13 protein-coding genes, 1 pseudogene and 1 riboswitch are annotated in these 19,301 nt (G+C 62.8%); of the genes and pseudogenes, 8 read left to right on the top strand and 6 right to left on the bottom strand.

The window, feature by feature from the left end:
- Window positions 1-195: 195 nt before the first annotated feature.
- Window positions 196-1,233 (top strand): annotated as a pseudogene (locus M2267_RS04160) (glycoside hydrolase family 25 protein); the annotation flags it as partial.
- A gap of 221 nt (window positions 1,234-1,454) precedes the next feature.
- Here M2267_RS04160 and M2267_RS04155 read toward each other — a convergent pair.
- On the bottom strand, window positions 1,455-2,549 hold the full coding sequence (locus tag M2267_RS04155) for a 2Fe-2S iron-sulfur cluster-binding protein (protein ID WP_429112675.1): 1,095 nt from the start codon (window positions 2,547-2,549) through the stop codon (window positions 1,455-1,457).
- 1 nt (window position 2,550) lies between these two features.
- The gene (locus M2267_RS04150) at window positions 2,551-3,795 is read right to left on the bottom strand and encodes an aromatic ring-hydroxylating oxygenase subunit alpha (protein ID WP_429112673.1); all 1,245 of its coding nucleotides are present in this window, start codon (window positions 3,793-3,795) and stop codon (window positions 2,551-2,553) included.
- A 104-nt stretch (window positions 3,796-3,899) separates the two neighbouring features.
- A riboswitch (cobalamin riboswitch) is annotated at window positions 3,900-4,100 on the bottom strand.
- A gap of 317 nt (window positions 4,101-4,417) precedes the next feature.
- Between M2267_RS04150 and M2267_RS04145 the strand changes: the two genes are divergently transcribed.
- The 3 genes from M2267_RS04145 (at window position 4,418) to M2267_RS04135 (ending at window position 7,645) form a co-directional block, all read left to right on the top strand.
- Window positions 4,418-5,017, top strand: a complete 600-nt coding sequence (locus M2267_RS04145) for a DUF6656 family protein (RefSeq protein WP_043625931.1) — start codon at window positions 4,418-4,420, stop codon at window positions 5,015-5,017.
- 77 nt (window positions 5,018-5,094) lie between these two features.
- Window positions 5,095-6,069 (top strand): L-threonylcarbamoyladenylate synthase, encoded by a 975-nt coding sequence (locus tag M2267_RS04140; protein ID WP_429112672.1) that lies wholly within the window; start codon window positions 5,095-5,097, stop codon window positions 6,067-6,069.
- 142 nt (window positions 6,070-6,211) lie between these two features.
- Entirely contained in the window at window positions 6,212-7,645 is a 1,434-nt protein-coding gene (locus M2267_RS04135; protein WP_429112670.1) for an FAD-binding oxidoreductase, read from the top strand.
- A 71-nt stretch (window positions 7,646-7,716) separates the two neighbouring features.
- On the opposite strand, the gene M2267_RS04130 is transcribed toward M2267_RS04135, so the two are convergent.
- Window positions 7,717-10,191 (bottom strand): DUF1217 domain-containing protein, encoded by a 2,475-nt coding sequence (locus M2267_RS04130; RefSeq protein WP_429112668.1) that lies wholly within the window; start codon window positions 10,189-10,191, stop codon window positions 7,717-7,719.
- 344 nt (window positions 10,192-10,535) lie between these two features.
- On the opposite strand from M2267_RS04130, the gene M2267_RS04125 reads away from it, so the two are divergent.
- A complete protein-coding gene (locus M2267_RS04125) occupies window positions 10,536-11,102 on the top strand; it encodes a DUF6101 family protein (protein WP_034801118.1) in 567 nt (188 codons plus the stop codon).
- 402 nt (window positions 11,103-11,504) lie between these two features.
- Here M2267_RS04125 and ubiA read toward each other — a convergent pair whose 3' ends face one another.
- From ubiA to M2267_RS04110, 3 genes are all read right to left on the bottom strand, one after another.
- Window positions 11,505-12,464, bottom strand: coding sequence for a 4-hydroxybenzoate octaprenyltransferase (gene ubiA / locus M2267_RS04120; protein WP_429112666.1), 960 nt, complete (start codon window positions 12,462-12,464; stop codon window positions 11,505-11,507).
- Between the two features lie 74 nt (window positions 12,465-12,538).
- On the bottom strand, window positions 12,539-13,345 hold the full coding sequence (locus M2267_RS04115) for a MipA/OmpV family protein (protein ID WP_429112664.1): 807 nt from the start codon (window positions 13,343-13,345) through the stop codon (window positions 12,539-12,541).
- A 169-nt stretch (window positions 13,346-13,514) separates the two neighbouring features.
- Window positions 13,515-14,330, bottom strand: coding sequence for an AraC family transcriptional regulator (locus M2267_RS04110; RefSeq protein WP_043625944.1), 816 nt, complete (start codon window positions 14,328-14,330; stop codon window positions 13,515-13,517).
- Window positions 14,331-14,440: 110 nt separating this feature from the next.
- Here M2267_RS04110 and M2267_RS04105 point away from each other — a divergent pair, with 110 nt between their 5' ends.
- From M2267_RS04105 to M2267_RS04095, 3 genes are all read left to right on the top strand, one after another.
- Window positions 14,441-15,637: an MFS transporter gene (locus M2267_RS04105; protein WP_043625948.1), complete on the top strand. Its 1,197-nt coding sequence runs from the start codon at window positions 14,441-14,443 to the stop codon at window positions 15,635-15,637.
- 173 nt (window positions 15,638-15,810) lie between these two features.
- Complete coding sequence (locus M2267_RS04100; RefSeq protein ID WP_429112662.1) at window positions 15,811-16,851, top strand: polyamine ABC transporter substrate-binding protein; 1,041 nt, start codon at window positions 15,811-15,813, stop codon at window positions 16,849-16,851.
- On the top strand, window positions 16,848-19,217 hold the full coding sequence (locus tag M2267_RS04095) for a putative bifunctional diguanylate cyclase/phosphodiesterase (RefSeq protein WP_429112659.1): 2,370 nt from the start codon (window positions 16,848-16,850) through the stop codon (window positions 19,215-19,217). Before M2267_RS04100 ends, M2267_RS04095 begins: the two co-directional genes overlap by 4 nt.
- Window positions 19,218-19,301 lie beyond the last annotated feature (84 nt).

Here is a 19,301-nt window from a genome sequence, read left to right as displayed (position 1 = left end):
CTTTGGGATCAGGCCGCGCGGCCGACACCCGTTGCCGTGGCGCGCTTACCGCATCATCGACCACCTGCCGCGACCATGAAAGCAATTGCTTATATACAGCTGCAGGTCGGTATACATTCGCGCGCCGCTCCCGCACAGTCCGCGCGGGGGCTGGGATTTACGATGCGTTAACGATACTGTCGGCAATCTCAGAGAATGGCAAAGCGGTGTATCTCCACGACAGGGATGATTCTGCGCCTCGCGACCTTCATCGGTCTGGCTTTCGCGGCGGCGATCGCACGCGCCGGTGAACTGGAGCCCTGGAAGACCAAATCGAACGCCATCATCGTCGACGCCTATGAGATGAATAGCATCGACTGGGAAACGATGCTTGGCGACAAGCGCATTTCCGGCTTCATCGCCAAGGCCTCCGACGGCCTGCCCGAAAGCTTCTCCTGCACCGGCGACCACAACGGCGACACCTTCAACCACTGCAAGACCATGTGGCGCAAATACGCCGTCAGCCGCGAGCTCTACCAGACCCGCCGGATGATTGCCCGCTCGCATGGACTGCTGTGGGGTGCCTATCATCTTGCCCGTCCGGGCAATCCCGTCGACCAGGCGAACCATTTCCTTGATTACGCCGATCCGCGCGACGACGAACTGATGGTGCTCGATCTCGAAGGCATCGACCCGGACAAGTACATGTCGCTCGAGGACGCCGCCATCTTCGCCGGGCACATCAAGACCCGGACCGGGCGCTACCCGATCCTCTACACCAACCACATCACCGCCAAATACATCGCCGCGCACCGGGCCGAGCACCGGCTGCTGTCGCGTCTGCCACTCTGGTACGCCCGCTACAAGCCGGATATCCGCCAGGTCTTCCCGATGGGCAACTGGGACAGTTACGCGCTGTGGCAGTTCTCCTCGGGCATCAACTGCGGAAAGCGCCGCTGCCCCTACCGGGTGCCGGGAACGCTTGACGACATCGACGTCAATGTGGCGGCGATGTCGCCGCCGGCGCTAAAAGCGATCTGGGCACAAGGCGCCTTGCTGCCGGAAAAACCGCTACCGCTGATGCTCGTCGCCCAAGCCGAGCGGGGAACGGGCATGCAGGCGGTCGCACAGGCGACTGCGATCTTTAGCGAGCCGCTGCTCGTCAGCCGCGCCGACGCTGCGAGCGGCGTCGGCAGCGGCGTCGACATGATGGTGACCGGCTCGATCGATTTCGCCCGCCAGGAGCGCGCCCTGCAGGTGGCGATTGCCGGCAATGAAGCTGCCCAGGGCACATGCCCGAAAACGGCGACCGGCACCGACGCCCCGGCAAGCGTTTCGGCCAATCCGATCCCCTGCAACGCGCCCTAAGCCTGTCGCGTGAAAAAGGATCTCGCGCCAGGCTTTAAGCTCTCATCCTTTATGCACGTCGCTGCTGCAGAACTGCGGCGCACTTCTCGCGACATGCATTGACGCCCTCAGGCTTCGATCTGGACGTCGCCAAGTGGTCGCGAGCAACAGGCGAGGATGTAGCCCTCGTCGATCTCGTCGTCGAGAATGCCGCCATTGTGGTTCATCTCGACCTCGCCCGCGACCTTCATCACCCGGCAGGTGCCGCAGATGCCGCCTTCGCAGGCAGCGCCGATGCGCACCCCATTGGCGCGCGCCGCCTGCAGGATCGTCTGGCCGGGCTTGGCCTCGACCTCCTTGCCGCTCATGGTGAAGGCAACCTTGGCCGCCTGGACCTCGCCCTCGTCTCCGGCACCGGCGCGCACGGCGATCTCTTCGGCGGCGGGTGCCGCCGCCGGCTGGAAGCTCTCCTCGTGATAGCGGCCCATGTCGAAACCGGCCGATTTCAGCATCTCGCGCACGCCGCGCATGAAAGGCTCGGGGCCGCAGCAAAAGACGGTGCGGTCCATGAAATCGGGCGCAAGCAGCGGCAGCTTGGCGCCGTCGATGCGGCCGCGCAATCCGTGCCAGCCGTGGCGCGCCTCATGCCCCTCGACGATGAAGCCGAGGTTGAGCCCGGACATCTGCGTGGCCAGGACTTCCAGTTCCGAACGGAACAGCAGATCGTCCGGCCGACGCGCGCAGGAGATGAAGGTCACATCCGTCTCCGGCACGCAGTCCGCCATCCAGCGCGTCATCGACATCATCGGCGTGATGCCGGAGCCGGCCGAGATGAACAGGTACTTGTCGCCGGGATGGCGCACGAAGCTGAAATCGCCGAGCGGACCGAAGGCTCTCAGCTTCATGCCCGGCTTCAGGTGGTCGAACATCCAGCGGGTGCCGATGCTGTCGGCCTGCGCCTTCACCGTGACCGCGATTGAAAGCGGCCGCGACGGCGTCGACGACAGCGTGTAGGTGCGCATGACCGGCTCGTCGGCGACGGGCAGTTCGAGCGTTACGAATTGCCCGGGCAGATAGCGGAACCAGGCGGGCTTTTCCGCCCGGAAGGTGAAGGTCATGACATCGGCGGTCTCGACCACCGCCGATGTGCATTCGAGCATCTGCTGCCGGTCGATCCAGACATGCAGCGCGTCGAAATGGTGAAACGAGGAGGCCATCTGCATGTCAGGCGACCCTTGAAAGCGGAGCCGCGTCGCCGGCAAGGCGCTGCTCCATGAACTTGCAGTACCACTCGACGAACTGCATCACGCCGCCTTCGTGCTCGGGCGAATAGGGACCGGGCTCATAGGCCGGCGAGCGGATGCCGAAGGCATTCTCCTCGACGATCTGGCGATCCTGATCGTTGGTCTCGGTCCAGACATGCGTCAGTTCTTCGAGATTGTAATCGATGCCTTCGACCGCATCCTTGTTGACCAGCCACTTCGTCGTCACCTGGGTAAGTTCAGGCCCGAGCGGCAGTACGCGGAAGGTGATGGCGTGGTCGGCAAGCACATGGTTCCAGGTGGTCGGGTAATGGAACATCAGAAGCGTGCCGATCTGGCTCTGGGAAACATCGGCCGACAAAGCCCGCCTGACGGCGCGCGCGCCCGACATGGTGTAGCTTTCGGCATTGTCGACAAGCGGCATGCGGGCGGCGCGGAACTGGCCGGTCGGCGACATCCTGAATTCGCTCGGCAAGCCTTCGGCCTCGCATTTCGCCCAATGTTCGGCGATCACGGGATCATCCTTGGCGCCCTGCACCCCGGTCGCGGTCGGGGCTTCCGGATAGGTGCGGCAGAGTTCTGGATGATTGGCGGCGCAATGGTAGCACTCGCGGTTGTTCTCCCAGACGAGCTTCCAGTTGCCCTTTTCGATGATCGTGCTTTCGAAGGCGACCTTGGTTTCGCCGAGGCGGTGCGGCGCGAGATAGGGCGTGACCAGTTCGCGAAATGCCGCGAAGTCCGCAGGGTTCTCCGAAAGATTGATGAAGATGTAGCCGCCGACCGTTTCGCAGTGGATCGGTTTCAGGCTGTGGGCGGCCTTGTCGAAATCCTCGCCCATCTGTCGGGCGAACAGCAGCGAACCGTCGAGCTCGTAGGTCCATTGGTGATAGGGACAGACGAGTTTTGCCGACGAGCCCTTCTGCTGCGTGCAGACGCGGGAGCCGCGGTGGCGGCAGGAATTGTGCAAGGCGCGGATCGTGCCCTGGCGGTCACGGGTGATGACGACGGGAAAGTCGCCGACCTGGACGGTGAAGTAATTGCCGGCCCGCGGGATCTCGCAGTCATGGCCGATGAACAGCCAATCCTTGTACCAGATGTTTTCCAGATCCTGCCGATAGTAGTCGGGATCGATGTAGAAAGCCCGATCGAGGCTGTAGCCGTCGCGCCGACCCTTCAGCTTTCGAAGCATATCGTTTCTGGTTTCCATGTCCTGTCCTCATGCGCCATGTCTTGGAGAGGCAGGACAGGAACCCGCACGGGCGCACGCCCATGCGTTGTCGGCTCCGATCCGGCTGCCCGCCGCAACCCGTTACGGTTATGTCCGTCAAGGCTGGTTTCCGGGCTCAGGAGCCGTCCCTTCGGACCAGCCCGGCGCCTTCCCGGACGAACCGTCCAGTGGCCTTTGCCGAGGCTTTCGCTCCACCACCGTTGCGGGGGCAGCGCCGGGATTTGACCGGCTTCCCAATTCTCCGCCTTCTCTTCGAAGACGGCACCTTGAGTAAGGATATGTAATCGCGGAAACCGCCCTGGCAGCTGCCGGATAGCGACATCCAATTCCAGAATGACGACACGGGAAAAACCGCCATCACCGGCGCCTCTCTTAGATTTTTTACACTACAAACATATAGATAGCCCACATCTTGGGCATTTGCCGCCTTTTGCGGCGCGGGCGGCGCAGACGCGGGAAAGCTTCGCCCGTTTGCGACATCCCGTCAGATAGGGAACGCTCATGATGCAGCCAGGAGGCAATCATTCATTAACCATGAGCCGCTAGCCTAGCCGGCGGACGAGAGAGGTCCTGCAGGCAGGCAGATGGCGCGCTGACGATCATGGCAAAGTTGAGATACTACGACGCGGCAGCCGAGGCGCCGCCGACAATCCCGCCGAAGACGGCGGTTCATACCGAATTCCTGCGCACGGGCCGGATCAATCGCAGGCAATGGGTGCCGAGCGAACGGCGCTACCTGAGCTATGAGGAAGTTGCGGACAGGACGGGCAAGAAGCTCAACACCGCCGGCGACACGACCCATAAGCGGATCAACGGCTTTCACACCTCGATCCAGTTCCCGAAGATGATCTTCCACCGCACGCTCGTCGGCCGGCCGCATCTCGGCTACTGTCACGTGACGGCGGCGCGCACGCCGGTCACGCCCTCCAAGGACATCACCTGGTCCTTCTACTTCGCCAACTTCTACTGCGACCTCGGCCATGAGACGCATTTTTTCGAAGGCATCCAGCCCGGCTATTCGCGCATGTATTTCGCCGTCGCCATCGAACCGGGCGCGGAAGCCGGCCAAATGGTCATCAACCGCAATTTTCGTGACAACGGTCTGCTGTTTCGCACCGACGATCCCAAGGTCGCGCTGAAAAACGTGCTGATGCTCGGTGCCAAGGACGACGCGTTGCGCCGCATCATCCGCAGCCTCTGAGCCGAACCGGTTGCTTCAAAGAAAATCGTTCTGTTTTTCCGGTGCGTCCGTTAAGGAAGCATCGGAAAGGAAACGGCATGGCTGAGATCATCGATACGGAAAGGGAACCGGACCGCGCGATCGCGCGCGCCTGCGCCGTTCTTGCCGAAGGCGAACCGGTCGCCATTCCGACCGAGACCGTCTACGGCCTTGCCGCCGACGCCACCAATCCTGATGCGATCAGCCGCATCTACGAGATGAAGGGGCGCCCGCGCTTCAATCCGCTGATCTCGCATGTCTCCGACATGGCGATGGCCGAAGCCCATGTGCATTTCGATCCGGTTTCCCGGCAGCTGGCCGAAGCCTTCTGGCCCGGCCCGCTGACGCTGATCCTTCGGCAGCGCGCCGCCAGCACGGTTCATGCGCTGGCGTCCGCCGGCCTCGACACGCTCGGCATCCGCATGCCGGACGGCTTCTCGCGCCGGGTGATTGCCCGCTTCGGACGCCCGCTGGCTGCGCCCAGCGCCAATACCTCGGGCAAGATCAGCCCGACCAGTGCGGCCCATGTGGAGGCCGATCTCGGTGGAAAACTGAAGCTGATCCTCGACGCCGGCCAGGCCCAAATCGGCCTTGAGTCGACAATCATCAAGGTCGATGGCGACGAGATCCGGCTGCTTCGGCCGGGTGGCCTCGATGCTGCCGAGATCGAACGCCTGCTCGACCGTCCGGTGATCCGGCCGGAGACGGCAGGAGCGACGATCGAGGCGCCGGGCATGCTCGCCTCGCACTATGCGCCCGGCGCTGCCGTCCGGCTCGATGCCGCCGAGGTGCATGCCGGCGAAGCCTTGATCCGTTTCGGCGGCAATCGGATCGCCGGCGAGGAACAGGCGGCCATCGTTCTCGATCTCAGTCCGGCTGGCGATCTGCGCGAAGCCGCCGCCAATCTCTTCGACTACATGAAGCGGGCGGATGCCAGCGGCGCAGAGACCATCGCCTTCGGGCCGATCCCTTCGGACGGGCTGGGGGAAGCCATCATCGATCGGTTGCAGCGGGCAGCCGCACCACGAGGGTAAGATGGCGTGCGGCATCTTCTGCGCACCCGCCCTCAGCGAACGGCGCCAATTGCGGTTATGATCGCCGCCGACCAGGAACCGAGGATCACATCCTCAGATCGACCGATCCGATAGCGCACAGGCGCAACGCGAAGTGAGGCCCATGACCACCCTTCCCTCTCCCGAACTCATCGCCTCCTTCGCCGACATCGTCGGCAGCGCCAACGTGCTGACGGCCGAACCGGACAAGGCGCGCTATCTCGTCGAATCGCGTGGACTTTACCGCGGCACGACGCCGATGGTGCTGCGTCCGGGCTCCGTCGACGAGGTCTCGCGCATCATGAAGCTTGCGAGCGCCACCCGTACGGCGATCGTGCCGCAGGGCGGCAACACCGGCCACGTCGCCGGGCAGATCCCGCGGGAGGGCAAAGCGGACATCGTTCTTTCGTTGGAACGGCTGAACCGCATTCGCGACGTCGATCCGGTCGGCAATGTCATCGTCGCCGATGCCGGCTGTATTCTTGCCGACATCCAGAAGGCGGCGGACGAGCACAATCGCCTGTTCCCGCTGTCGCTCGGCTCGGAAGGTTCGGCCCGCATCGGCGGCAACCTCTCCACCAATGCCGGCGGCACGGCCGTGCTTGCCTATGGCAACATGCGCCAGCTCTGCCTCGGCCTCGAGGTGGTGCTGCCGACCGGCGAAATCTGGGACGGCCTGCGCCGGTTGAAGAAGGACAATACCGGTTACGACCTGCGCGATCTCTTCATCGGTGCCGAAGGTACGCTCGGCGTGATCACCGGCGCCGTGCTCAAGCTCTTTCCGAAGCCGCTCGGGCATCAGGTCGCCTTTGCCGGGGTTGGCAGCGTCGAGCATGCGCTCGCTTTGTTCGAAAAAGCGTCCAGCCTTTGCGGGCCGGCTTTGACCGGTTTCGAGCTGATGCCGCGGCTCGGCGTCGAATTCACCGCCAAGCATATCCCCGGCGTTCGTGACCCGATGGACACGATCCATCCCTGGTACGCGCTGATCGATATCTCGACATCCGATAGCGCCGAAAGCGCGGAACGGATGGTGCAGGATCTTCTGGAACAGGGATATGCGGCCGGCCTCGTCGAAAATGCCGTGATCGCCGCCAACGAGACACAGGCCAAGGCGCTGTGGCACATGCGCGAGAGCATGTCGCCGGCGCAGAAGCCCGAGGGCGGCTCGATCAAGCACGATGTCTCCGTGCCCGTCTCCAGCATTCCGGCCTTCATGAAGGAGGCGGATGCGGCCGTCATGAAAGCCATCCCCGGCGCGCGCATCTGCTCCTTCGGCCACATGGGCGACGGCAACATCCACTACAACATTTCGCAGCCTGTCGGTGCCGACAAGCAGGCCTTCCTCGACCGCTGGCGCGAAATCAACGCCATCGTCCACGGCATCGTGCTTGGGTATAACGGCTCGATCTCTGCCGAACACGGCATCGGCCAGCTGAAGCGTGACGAACTCGCCGAGGTCCGGACGCCGATCGAAATCGAGCTGATGCAACGCATCAAGCACGCCTTCGATCCCGCTGGTATCATGAACCCCGACAAGGTGTTGCGCGCCGACCGATGACGACGGCCCGTCTTGCGCGGCGGGCTGCGAAGCAGCCGCCGCGCTCAAGCTCGGCCATCAGGGGGCTGGCGTCAGCGACCACCTGCGCGTAGCTGCGAGAGCGTCATCAGCGTTTCGGCACTGACGCTACCGCCTCCGCCACCGGTCAGGATCGCGAGACCAGGCGAAACGTCCTGGTTGTTTTCGACGTCATAGAGTGCCGTGAAGCGCTGCAGCAGCTTGTCGATCTTCCCGGGCTCCTGCAATTCCTTGAGGTTGATCGTGCGCTCGATATAGGCCGCCTGGGCTTCGATCTTGGCGTTCTGCAAGCCCTCCGGCATGCTGTAGGCGGTCTTGATCACCTCGAACAGGGCGCGGTCGGCCAGGATGTCGTATGCCGTGTTGATCTCCGGGGCCTTGCGCTTGAAGTAGAGCGCAAGACGAATGCCGCCGTTGTCCGCGCCTTCCCGTTCTTCGAGGGACTGGTTGAGGAAGAGATCGACCGTGGTGATGAGACCTCGACGGGTCTGGATCTGGCCTGCCTCGCCCCTGACGATCTTGCCGTCCTTGTCGAAGTTGAAGGACGAGACGATCTCGCGGTATTTCAGCCCGTTCGGGTCGGTGTTGATGAAACTCTTCGGATCTTCGAGATCCGACGTGAACATCTCCCTGAGATAATCGCTCTTGACCGTCTCGGGATCGATACCGGAGCCGACAAGGACCAGATCGACCAGTCGCCGGTTCTTCAGGAAGTCATCCAGCGTTTCGATCTTCGCGATCTCGGCGGTGTAGTATTTGGCTTCGTCCTGGGCCTTTTGCTTGGCGACCTTCTTCTCGTCTTCGGTCCCGAAGCGGGACTTGGCGATGATGTAGTCCCGCGCCGTGCTCATGATGTCGTTGTCGCTCTGCGCGAGTTTCGGCGCGCCGAGTGTTCCGTCCGGATTGAAATTGAACGCCTTCACGAGCTTGACGTAGCGCTCGTCACGCAGCGTGTTGGCATAGCTCCTGGGATCGTTGAGATCGCTGGTCAGGATGCGCTTCAGCTCACGCGTGCTCAGCCCCTCTTCTTCGAGCCCGAAGGCGCGCAGCGTGAACGTCAGCACGCCCTTGTCGGCAAGCAACTTGTCGACCGATTCCATCGAGTTGACCAAGAGCTTGAACCTCCTGACCACGGCTTCGTCTTCGGCATCGCCCTTGTCGTTGTAGCGCACCATGTAGCTGTCGGACGTCTTCTTCAACTGATCGGCGTCTTGGGCCGTCTTGCCCGGCTGCAGCGTGCCGTCGGCCTGGAAGTTGAAGGCCTTGTGCAGTTCCTTGAAGGCGGCATTGTACTCGCCGCCCTGTGTGTTGACGTAGCTGTTCGGGTCGTTGATGTCGCTGGTGAGGATGTTTTCGATCGTCGACGGCATCGTCGTCGATGCCTTGAGACCGAAGGCCGTGACGATGTAATTGAACAGCCGGGTTTCGCTTGTCAGCTCGGCGATGGTGGTGATGCCGGCGATCTTCTGTTCGTAGTATTCCTTGTTGAGCAGCGCCCCGGCGCCCGTCAGGCGCTCGCCCCCCAATGGCGTCTCCCCAGGTTTCTTGAAGACGTAGATATTGTTGAGTTCCGTCTTCTTTGCGTCGCTGATCGCCTTCCCGCCAGCCGGCACGCTGCCGTCGGGGTTGAAGTTGAAGAAATTCTTCATGGCGATATAGGTGTCGAGATTGCGGATGCGTCCGTTCAGCGTGTTCAATTCCTGTCCGAGCGACGTCATCAGCGCCGGCGCCTGGTCGCGTGGCGGCAGCTTGGCATCGAGATCGGCGACGATGGCGTTCTGTTCGTCGATCTTCGCCTGAATCGCCGGCTTGTCGGCAGCGGGCGCCTCCGCCAGTTCGGCGGTCAGCTTGTCGATCGCACCGAGAGTCTTGATCCGCGTGTCGAGATCCGTATACAGCTTGAGCGCTTCATCCCGTCTCGTCGCTGCGGCGAACCTGGCGTTGCCCAGGTCCGCAGAACTGGTGGTCAGCCCGTCGCGAACTTCCGTGTAGTTGAATGTCTTCGGGTCCAGGTCGAAAACCGTAAACGCAAACGAGCGCAGCCTTTCGTTGCCGAGGAATTGATCGACATCGGTAACGAGGTCCATGGCCGCGCCAAAATAGGCCATCTCGCCCCGCATGACCGTGTCGAGACTGGCGATGCGCTCGTTGTAGAGACCGATCAGCGCATCCTGCTGTGCGTTGGTTTGAGCCACCGGTTTCGACGAGCTGAAGCTGAAGGCCTGCGCGAAGTTGCGGTAGCGTTCATCGGTGAGACGGTTGGCAAAGCTGTTTTCGTCCGAAAGGTCGCTTTCCAGGACCTTGCGCATGAAGGCCTTGGCATAGGTCATGTCCTCCAGGCCATGCGCTTTCATCGCGTATGAGTAGAGTCGATAGTCGTCCAGAAACTCCTCGACAGTTTTCACACTGCCGATGTTCTCTTTATAATATTCGGCTTCACGCGCGATCTGCGGCTGCTGGGCAATGCGGTTGAGGCTGCTCCTCATGTCCCGCGTGATGCGACTGTAGTCGAGATAGGTCGATACCATGCCCTGGCGCCTCGTCGGTTACCCATGGGGACAGGCCGGACCCGAGCCCCGAAACAGAATTCTGACGCGTCATGATTGCAGAGCTGGCTTGCGTGTGGCTTTTCCCGGCCGTTCGAGCGACAGCGCAGGTGCGCCTGATCGGAACGAATGCAGCCGCACTGTTGACGAAACGGAAACCCTGACCGGTCGGCTTTTGCTAACCATCGAAAAACGCAAAGTTTTCTTAACCGCGAATTTTAAGTCGTTCGGAAAGGGCGCCGCCTATTCTCCTGCTCATAGAGGACGAAAAAGTCCCGACGAGAAGACCGGAAACCGGCTCTCAAGGAAAAACAAGGGCGATTGAAATGCGCAACACACTCTCTCAACCCGCATGGGTCGAAAACACGCTCCGTCTTGATCCGCAGCGCTTTCCACAGCAGGCGAGCTACGCTTTGCGCGGTCACACCGGTAATGTCACGATCAGCCTGGACGAGCGTGGCGCAGTTCTGCGCAAGGTGCTACCATCGAGCGGCCTGCCGCTTTCGATCGCACTGCCGGCGCGCGCATTCAAGGGGGTCGCGGCTCGCGCGATCGATCACGGCGACGGAGACGTTACAGTGACGCTGGAACTTCATCACGACGACCCGGACCTCTGTGTCCCGCTGCTCGTCGCACACGACCTGTCCGACATCGCGGCCGACTGGCGCGCCTGGGCAGAAGCTTACCGCATTCCGATGCTGATGGTCGAAGCGGATGGCGTGGCAAGGCCGCTCGAAGAGCACCTTGGCGACGTACGCACCGCGCCCGTCAAGCCGCGCCGCCGCCACTCCTTCTTCGCCGAGCGCCGCCCGCGCTTCCTCGTGCGCCGTTCCACCGGCACGCTTGGCGTACACATGAAGATCGACGGGCGCGAGATCATCGCCCGCAGCTAATTGCAGAGCCTACCTCCAGCGCGACAGCCGGCCGTTCCCTGCGGCCGGCTGTCGCGTTTGGTGCGGTCAGATCTGTCGGGATATTTCCTGCGGGCACGCGTGCCCTGACGGCGTTGCCGCCTCCCCGACGATTTACCGGATGTTCCCCCGGAAACAGTCGCATCGCCTTCTTCGTGCCATATGGGCTTCATAGCCAAGACCACGAAAGAAGGAGAAACCCGATGCGCAAGCACATCGCCTCAATCGTTGCCGCCGTCCTGTCCAGCTTCCGTGCGCGTCACGAGGCACGCAAGCGCAAGGCCGCCCGCGACATCAGCTGGGCCTGAGATTTTTTGCAGGCCCGCAACGGGCGGGCCGACCATGGGGCAATGAAGACGATCCTCCGCCGCAACGGAGGATTTTTCATATCAGGCGCAGGAGAAGCGCCAGCACCAGCCCGGCGAAGATGATCAGGCCGACGATGCCGTTGAACTTGAACAGCGCCAGGCACTGTGCGGGATCGTGAATGTTCAGGACGAGGATCTGATAGGTCAGCATCGCCGCTGCGATCAGGAGGCCGACATAGGCGACCGCACCGGCGCCGGCTGCGACGAAGGACAGAAGGACAAGCAGCGTCGCGATGCCGTAAAGGCCGATCAGCCAGGGGCGCGGGTTTTCACCGAAGCGCCGCGCCGTCGAGCGCACGCCGATCAGTTCGTCGTCCTCCTTGTCCTGGTAGGCGTAGATCGTGTCGTAACCGATCGTCCAGGCGATGGCCGCGCCGTAAAGCAGAACGGCGGCCAAGGAGAGCGTGCCGAACTCGGCCGCCCAGCCCATCAGCGCTCCCCACGAGAACGCCAGCCCCAGGAAGAACTGCGGCCAGTCGGTAAACCGCTTTGCGAATGGGTAGATCGCGACGATCGCCAGCGACAGGATGCCGAGCACGATCGAGAAGGTGTTGAACTGCAACAGCACCACAAGGCCGACGAGCGCCTGCAGCACCATGAACACCTTGGCCTGAAGGCGCGAAACACGACCCGACGGCAAGGGCCGCGAGCGGGTGCGGGCAACTTCCATGTCGATGTCGTGATCGACGATGTCGTTGTAGGTGCAGCCGGCGCCACGCATGGCGATGGCGCCGACGGTGAACAGGAAGCAATGGAACAGGAAGCGGCCGGAGGAGAATTGACCGGCGCTGGCCGCCGCGCCCGACGCCAGGGCCACGGACCACAGGCACGGCAACAGCAGCAGTTGCCAGCCGATCGGACGGTCCCAACGAGCAAGCTGCGCATAGGGCCAGAGCGCACGCGGCAGCACGCGATAGACCCAGTTGTTGGATGGCGCGTCCTGAACGCGGCCGGAATCGGCAGAGATTGTGTTCATATCCCTGTTTGACGCTGCGGGCCCGGCCGGTCAAGCGGCGAGATCGCCGCCGACCTAGGGAGCAAAACGCCCGATCAGGGAAGCGTGAAGTCGAAGCGGTAGGTGGCCGACAGGCCGACGAGAACCTGGTTGCGGCTGCCGCGTTCGCGAACGAGGCTGGAATCGGCTGCCGGGCCAAGCAGGCGCTTGTATTCGGCATAGGCGCTCGTCTCGAGCTTTTCGGTTGCCTGCCAGGTGATCGCGGCACCGACGCCAGCCGAGCCGACGCCGCCATGCGGGGTATAGTTGCTGAGACCGGAGGCCGCCGCCTCGCGATCATTCACACCGTAATAGGCCGTATAGTAGCCGCTGGTGGCCGCCGACAGGCGCGGGCCGCCGGAAATGCGGACATTGCTGCTGACATCGGTAAAGGCGTCCGCCGCGACATCGGCGACGACGCCATGGTGACTGCGAATGCCCTGGCGAACTTCGGCGCGCACACGCAGCCAATCGGTCGGGTAGACCTCGGCAAAGCCGCCGGCTTCACCGCCGAACTTGATCGGATCAAGTCCCTTGAGATCGCTGGACGTGCCGGCATCGCGTTCGAAAATCAGCTTGCCGACGAGACCGGCGCGGAAGCTGCCCTGATCGACCAGCGCATAGGACATGTTGTCGTTACGCGAGGAGAAGCGGACCGTGCTGCCGGCCTTGCCGAGCGAGATCAGCGGGGCAGCCTGGAACATGCGCTTGGAAGCGCCTTCGTATTTCGGGCCGTAGAAGCCGGTGGCGCCGACCTTCAGGTACCAGTCGCCGGACCAGAAATGTTGGCCGTCGCCGGCGGAGGCGGCATTTGCCGAGAGCAAAAGGGTTCCAGAAAGGAGAAGAAGAGAACGGATACGCAAGAAACAACTCCGGAAGATACATTCGCCGGGGCGAAATTGGCCGTGCCGTCGGGCCGAAGGAGGGAGTGGGCAGGAACGGCACAGGGCGAGTTATTGGCCCTTGTTCCTACGATTCCGTTAACCAGGTCAATTCAGCTTTCGTTTCCCATGAGCGCTTATCTGCCCGCAATCACTGGCCGAGATAGGTCTTCAGATAGACGCTCGGAGGGCTGCCGAGCATGCGGCGGAACATCGTCGTAAAGGCTGCGACGTTCTCATAGCCGGCATCGAGCGCCACGTTGATGATCGGTTCGCCGTCGGCCAAAAGCGGCAGCGAGGCGAAGATGCAGGCCTGCTGGCGCCAGGTGACGAAGCTGACGCCCGTCTCGTTGCGAAACAGCCGCGTGAACGAGCGGCGGCTGAGACCCAGCCTGTCGGCCCACTGGTCGATGCTGGCAGCCGCCGACGGCGCTTGCAGGAACTGGCGGCAGAGCGCCGCAAGCCTTTCGTCGCGCGGGAACGGCAGGCCGAGCGGTCGCTCCTGCAGCCGGCCGATTTCCTCCAGAAGCAGATCGGTCACCAATTGTTCGCGCCGCTCCGACATCGCCTCGTTCTCGACGCTGACGAGGGCATCGACGAGGCTGCCGGCCAAAGGATTGATTTCCATGACCATCGGCCGCTCGGCGCGCAAAAGGTCCGGCGCAAAGTAGATCGAGTGCATGCGCACGTCGCTGATCATCTCGGCCGAATGCTCCATGCCCGCCGGGATCAAAAGAGCGTGGCCGGGCGGCACCATCCACCGCCCGCGCTCGGTGCGCATCAGCACGACGCCGCCGCGCGCCCACCAGAGCTGGGTCCGGGTGTGTTTGTGAAAAGGCACGAGGAGGCCGGCATTGTAATCCCGCCCGAGGGCGAGCACCGGGGCATTTCCGGTCTCGACCCAGTCGAGGTTCCGGAAGTGATCGTCATCGGGAAGCTGCGGCAGCGGATATCGACGGATCGGCATTTGGCCCACTCACGAAAGAAATCGACCAGATCACAAAAGCAGGCCAATCGCAACCTCAGTAGAGATGGGGCCACGCCGCACACAACCTTCGAGACGGCAAGGAATCACCCATGTCTACCGTGACTTCAACTTCCGGGATCTCCCCGGAGAAGACGGCTTTCTCCGTCATCCTCGCCGTCAGCTTCTGCCATATGCTGAACGACATCATGCAGTCGCTGCTGACCGCGCTTTATCCGCTGCTGAAGGCGAACTACTCGCTCGACTTCGTGCAGATCGGCCTCCTGACCTTCACCTTCCAGCTGACGGCGTCGATGCTGCAGCCGGCCGTCGGCATCATCACCGACCGCTGGGCCCTGCCCTATTCCCTGCCGCTCGCCATGCTCTCGACCTGCAGCGGCCTGATCCTGCTCGCCAATGCGCATGACTTCTGGGTTCTGCTGGTCGCAGCGAGCCTGATCGGCGTCGGCTCGGCGATCTTCCATCCGGAATCCTCCCGCATCGCCCGCCTTGCCTCCGGCGGCCGCCACGGCCTTGCTCAATCGCTGTTCCAGGTGGGCGGCAATGCCGGCAGCGCCATGGGTCCGCTGCTCGCCGCCTTTATCGTCATCCCGTTCGGCCAGGGCAGCCTCAGCTGGTTCTCGATCGTCGCGATCATCGGCTTCTTCGTGCTCTCCTGGGTTAGCACGTGGTATGTCCGCCATCGCCGCACGACCATGAGCCGCGCAGCACCGAGCCGGGCCCTGCCTCTGCCGAAGGGCCGGGTGATGTGGGCGGTTGCCGTGCTCGTGCTTTTGACGGCCACCAAGAACGTCTACATGGCGAGCATCTCCAGCTACTTCACCTTCTTCGTCATCGAGAAGTTCGGCGTCGAGGTGCAGCAGGCGCAGCTGATGCTGTTCCTGTTCCTGGGTGCGGCCGCGGCCGGGACCTTCCTCGGCGGCCCGATCGGCGACCGCTACGGCGCCCGCTTCGTCATCTGGTTCTCGATCCTCGGCGTCATCCCCTTCGCCTTGATTCTGCCCTATGCGAACCTCTTCTGGACCTGCGTGCTCTCCGTCATCATCGGCCTGATCTTCTCCTCGGCCTTCTCGGCGATCGTCGTCTTCGCCCAGGAACTGGTTCCGGGCCGGGTCGGGCTGATTGCCGGCGTCTTCTTCGGGTTCGCCTTCGGCTTTGGCGGCATGGGCGCTGCCGTGCTTGGTATCTTCGCCGACCGACAGGGCATCGAGTTCGTCTATACGATCTGCTCCTATCTGCCGCTGCTCGGTGTGCTCACCATCCTCCTGCCGAGGATCCCGGCGCGGTAGCCGCTCGGTCAGATAAACTCAGGAAATCCAACCGGGCGCCGCCATGCGGCGCCCGGTTTCCGTCTGCGCGGCAAACGGTATGCTGCACCCCTGCTACTCGTCGCAGCCCTACGTAATCATTCATCAATTTTTGCGCGCTACGGTCGTCTGACGGGCTTGGGCAGGGGTATACAATGCAGGGGCGAACGGCGATTCCGGCCTTACTGGCGACGTTGCTATTCGCAACGGCGGCACCGGCCGAGACCCTGAACCTGCTCATCTGGGAATCCTATATCGACCAGAAGATCCTCGACCGCTGGTCGTCGATCACGGGCGTTGCCGTGCACCAGGTCTATTACGACAGCGGCGACACCCGCGACGAGGTGCTGGCCGATCCGAACAGCCGCGTCGACCTGGTGGTAACCGGCGAAAACAGCGCCGCCCTCTTCGGCCGCAAGGGCGTTCTCGAAAAGCTCGACGAGACCAACGTCGCCTCGCTCAGGGACTATGACGAAAGCTGGCGCACGCGGTGCTCCGGCCGGGGCCTGCCCTATCTCTGGGGCACGATGGGCATTCTCTACCGTTCCGACGTCTTAGCCGAAGCGCCGACCTCCTGGCAGGATCTGATGCGCCCCGCCCCTGCGCTTTCCAAGCATGTGGCGATGTACGACGACCACAACGAGGCCTTCGTCGCGCCGTTGATGCTGCTCGGCCAATCGATCAACACCAACGACAGCAGCACGCTGAGGGCCGCCTTCACGCTGATGAAGGAACAGGCCCCGTCGGTTCTCACCTACGAATACATCATCAGCTCGATCCAGAACCCTGCCGTCAGCAAGGACATCTACATGGCGCTCGGCTACAGCGGCGACCAGCATGTCCTCAATGCCAAGGCCGGCACCCCTGGCGTATGGCGTTATGCGGTTCCGAAGGAGGGCACGCTCTCCTGGCTCGACTGCATGTCCGTCGTTGCCAATTCGCAAAACAAGGATCGGGCGCTGGCGCTGCTCGACTATCTCGGATCGCCGGGAAGTGCCGCCGCCAATGCGCTGGCGCTCAACATGCCGACAGCAAGCCGGGCAGCCCACGCACTCCTGCCGGAAGAGGTCCGCTCCGACCCGGCGATCTACCCCTCGCCCGACATTCTGGCCAAGAGCCAGTATCAACAGGAACTGTCCACAGAATCGGTGCAACTGCGCCGACGGATCATCAGCACATTGGCGAATTTCCAGTGAACCTCGGCAAACGCGCGCTCATCCTGATTTTTCCCGTGGTGCTTGCCGGCTATCTGCTGGCGGCGATCTCGGTCCACGTCACGCAGAGCCGCTCCATTCGCGCGCTCGAGCATGCCAAGCTCTCGCAGCGCCTTGAACACGCAGCCGCCGTCTTCCAGAACGAGATCGGCCGCAGCAAGGGCTTTCTCAATGCGCTCTTGAATGGCAATTCGCTGCGCCAGTACGTTTCCGAAACAGATGCGAGCTATCGCGCGAATGCGCTCGGCGTGCGGCTGCAGGAGAGTGTCAAATCGCTGCTCGACGATCCGACGGGCTATGTTTCGCTGGCACTTCTCAGTTCCGAGCTCAAGTCCGAATACTACTTCGAAAACAGCTGGGATCCGTTCGCCGAGATCGACGAGGCGCAGCTCAACCTCGCCCGCCGGCTGATCCGCGAAGACAAGCTCGCCGACTGGACCTATCTCTATGAGGCGGGCCAGAGACCGCGTATCGTCTATTCCTTCTTCCTCGACCCGATTGCCTTTACCCGGCCGTTGCCGAGCAAGAAATCGAACGCCCTGCTCGTCCAGGTCGCGATCCAGCCCGACCGCTTCCTCGACATGCAGCAAGCGCTGAAGAAAGAGTATGGCTCCGACATCGTTCTGCAGCCCTGGCCGTTGGCCGTGACCGACGACCTTTCGGCAAGCGTGCATCTCGGGCCCTCGCTCTATGCGACGCTCACCGTTTCGAGCGAGCATTTCGATGCGCTGATGGCGCAGCAGAAGTTCTTGCTGGCGCTCGGCGCCGTCGCCATGAGCCTGTTCTCGATCTGGCTGATCATCATGCTGATCCGCCGCTTCATCACCGATCCGATCGCCACCCTCGATGCCAATGTGATGGCCGTGATGGTGGGCGCGCGCGACGAAATCCGCGACATGGAAGAAAAGGGCGAGATCGGGCGCCTCACGGAAAACATCCGCGAATTGCACCGCCAGTCGGTGCAATCGCTGAAACTCGTGCAGCGCAGCTCGTGGACCGATACGCTGACGGGGATCAGCAACCGCGGCCACTTCAATGCGCTCGCTGCCGGTGTCGTGCGCGAGGCGATCGCGGCCGGCGAGAAGTGCAGCCTGCTGTTCATCGACATCGACAACTTCAAATTCGTCAACGACAAGCATGGCCACGAGATCGGCGACGAACTCCTGAAGACCTTGGCGACCCGCATCGCCGAGCGGGTCGACGCGATTACCGAGCGCCGCGGCCAGAAGCCGGCCATCCTCGCGCGCCTTTCGGGCGACGAATTCGCCGTGCTGGTGCGTTCGCGCCCGGGCGACGGGACGGTCCGGGAAATCTCGGGCGCCATCCTCTCGCTGTTCGAGGACGGCTTCGAAGTCTCCGACAAGCGCTATCCGGTGACCGCAAGCATCGGTGCCGCGATCTGCCCGGATGACGCCACCAATCTTACAGAACTGATCGCGAATGCCGATGCGGCGATGTATCAGGCCAAGACCAGCGGCAAGAACCGCTCCGCCCGCTACTCGCGTGCGCTTCACGACAAGCGTACGCGCCTGCGCCAGATCCAGGATGAACTGCGCTCGCTCGATCCGGATGAGCAGTTCCACCTCGTCTACATGCCGATGGTCGACACCGAGGGCCGGGTCACCGGCTGCGAGGCGCTGCTGCGCTGGTACTCGCCGGTGCTCGGCAACGTCACCCCGGACGAATTCGTGCCGATCGCCGAAAGCTCGGGGCTCTTCACCAAGATCGACTGGTGGGTGATCAACAAGGCGATGTCCGACTGCGGCCAGCTGAAGGCCCTGTTCGGCCCCGAAACCGTGCTCGCAATCAACATTTCCTCGGCCGAACTGCACTCCAAGGCGATTGCCGACCACTTCGCCGACTGCCTGCAACGGCATGGGCTGGAGGCGCGCTCGATCGAGATCGAGCTGACCGAAACCTTCGCCATCAAGTTCAGCGACCAGCTTCGCCGCAACATCGACGCGCTGCGCCAGAATGGCTTCCGGCTTTCGATCGACGACTTCGGCGCCGGCTACACGTCCGTGCAGCAGATCATCGAATACACCGCCGATACCATCAAGCTCGACCGAGCGCTGGTGTCGAACCTCACCGCGTCGCATTCCCTGCCGGTCCTGAAGGCGCTGATCGCGCTCTGCCACGCCAAGGACGTCGCGGTCGTCGGCGAAGGCATCGACACGCCGGAGAAGCTCTCCATGCTGACGGCGGCCGGCTGCGACCTGTTCCAGGGCTACCTCATCAGCAAGCCGCTGCCGATCGAGGATCTGGCAATCTGGGCGCTGACACGCACCGCCCGTTATGCGCATGACGAAGCGCTGGACGAGCAACAGAGCCGCCAGGCCATCGCCTGAGAGGTGGCGATTGCGAGAATCGCCGCCCGAACTCCCATTTTCCCTTGACCTTGCCGGCCTGCCGTCCTAACCGCAGCGCAACAT

Origin of the sequence: Ensifer sp. KUDG1 (assembly GCF_050434285.1) — a bacterium.
Lineage (GTDB): Bacteria > Pseudomonadota > Alphaproteobacteria > Rhizobiales > Rhizobiaceae > Ensifer.
Note: the sequence above shows the minus strand (reverse complement) of the source record. Positions and strands in the feature narration are given on the sequence as shown.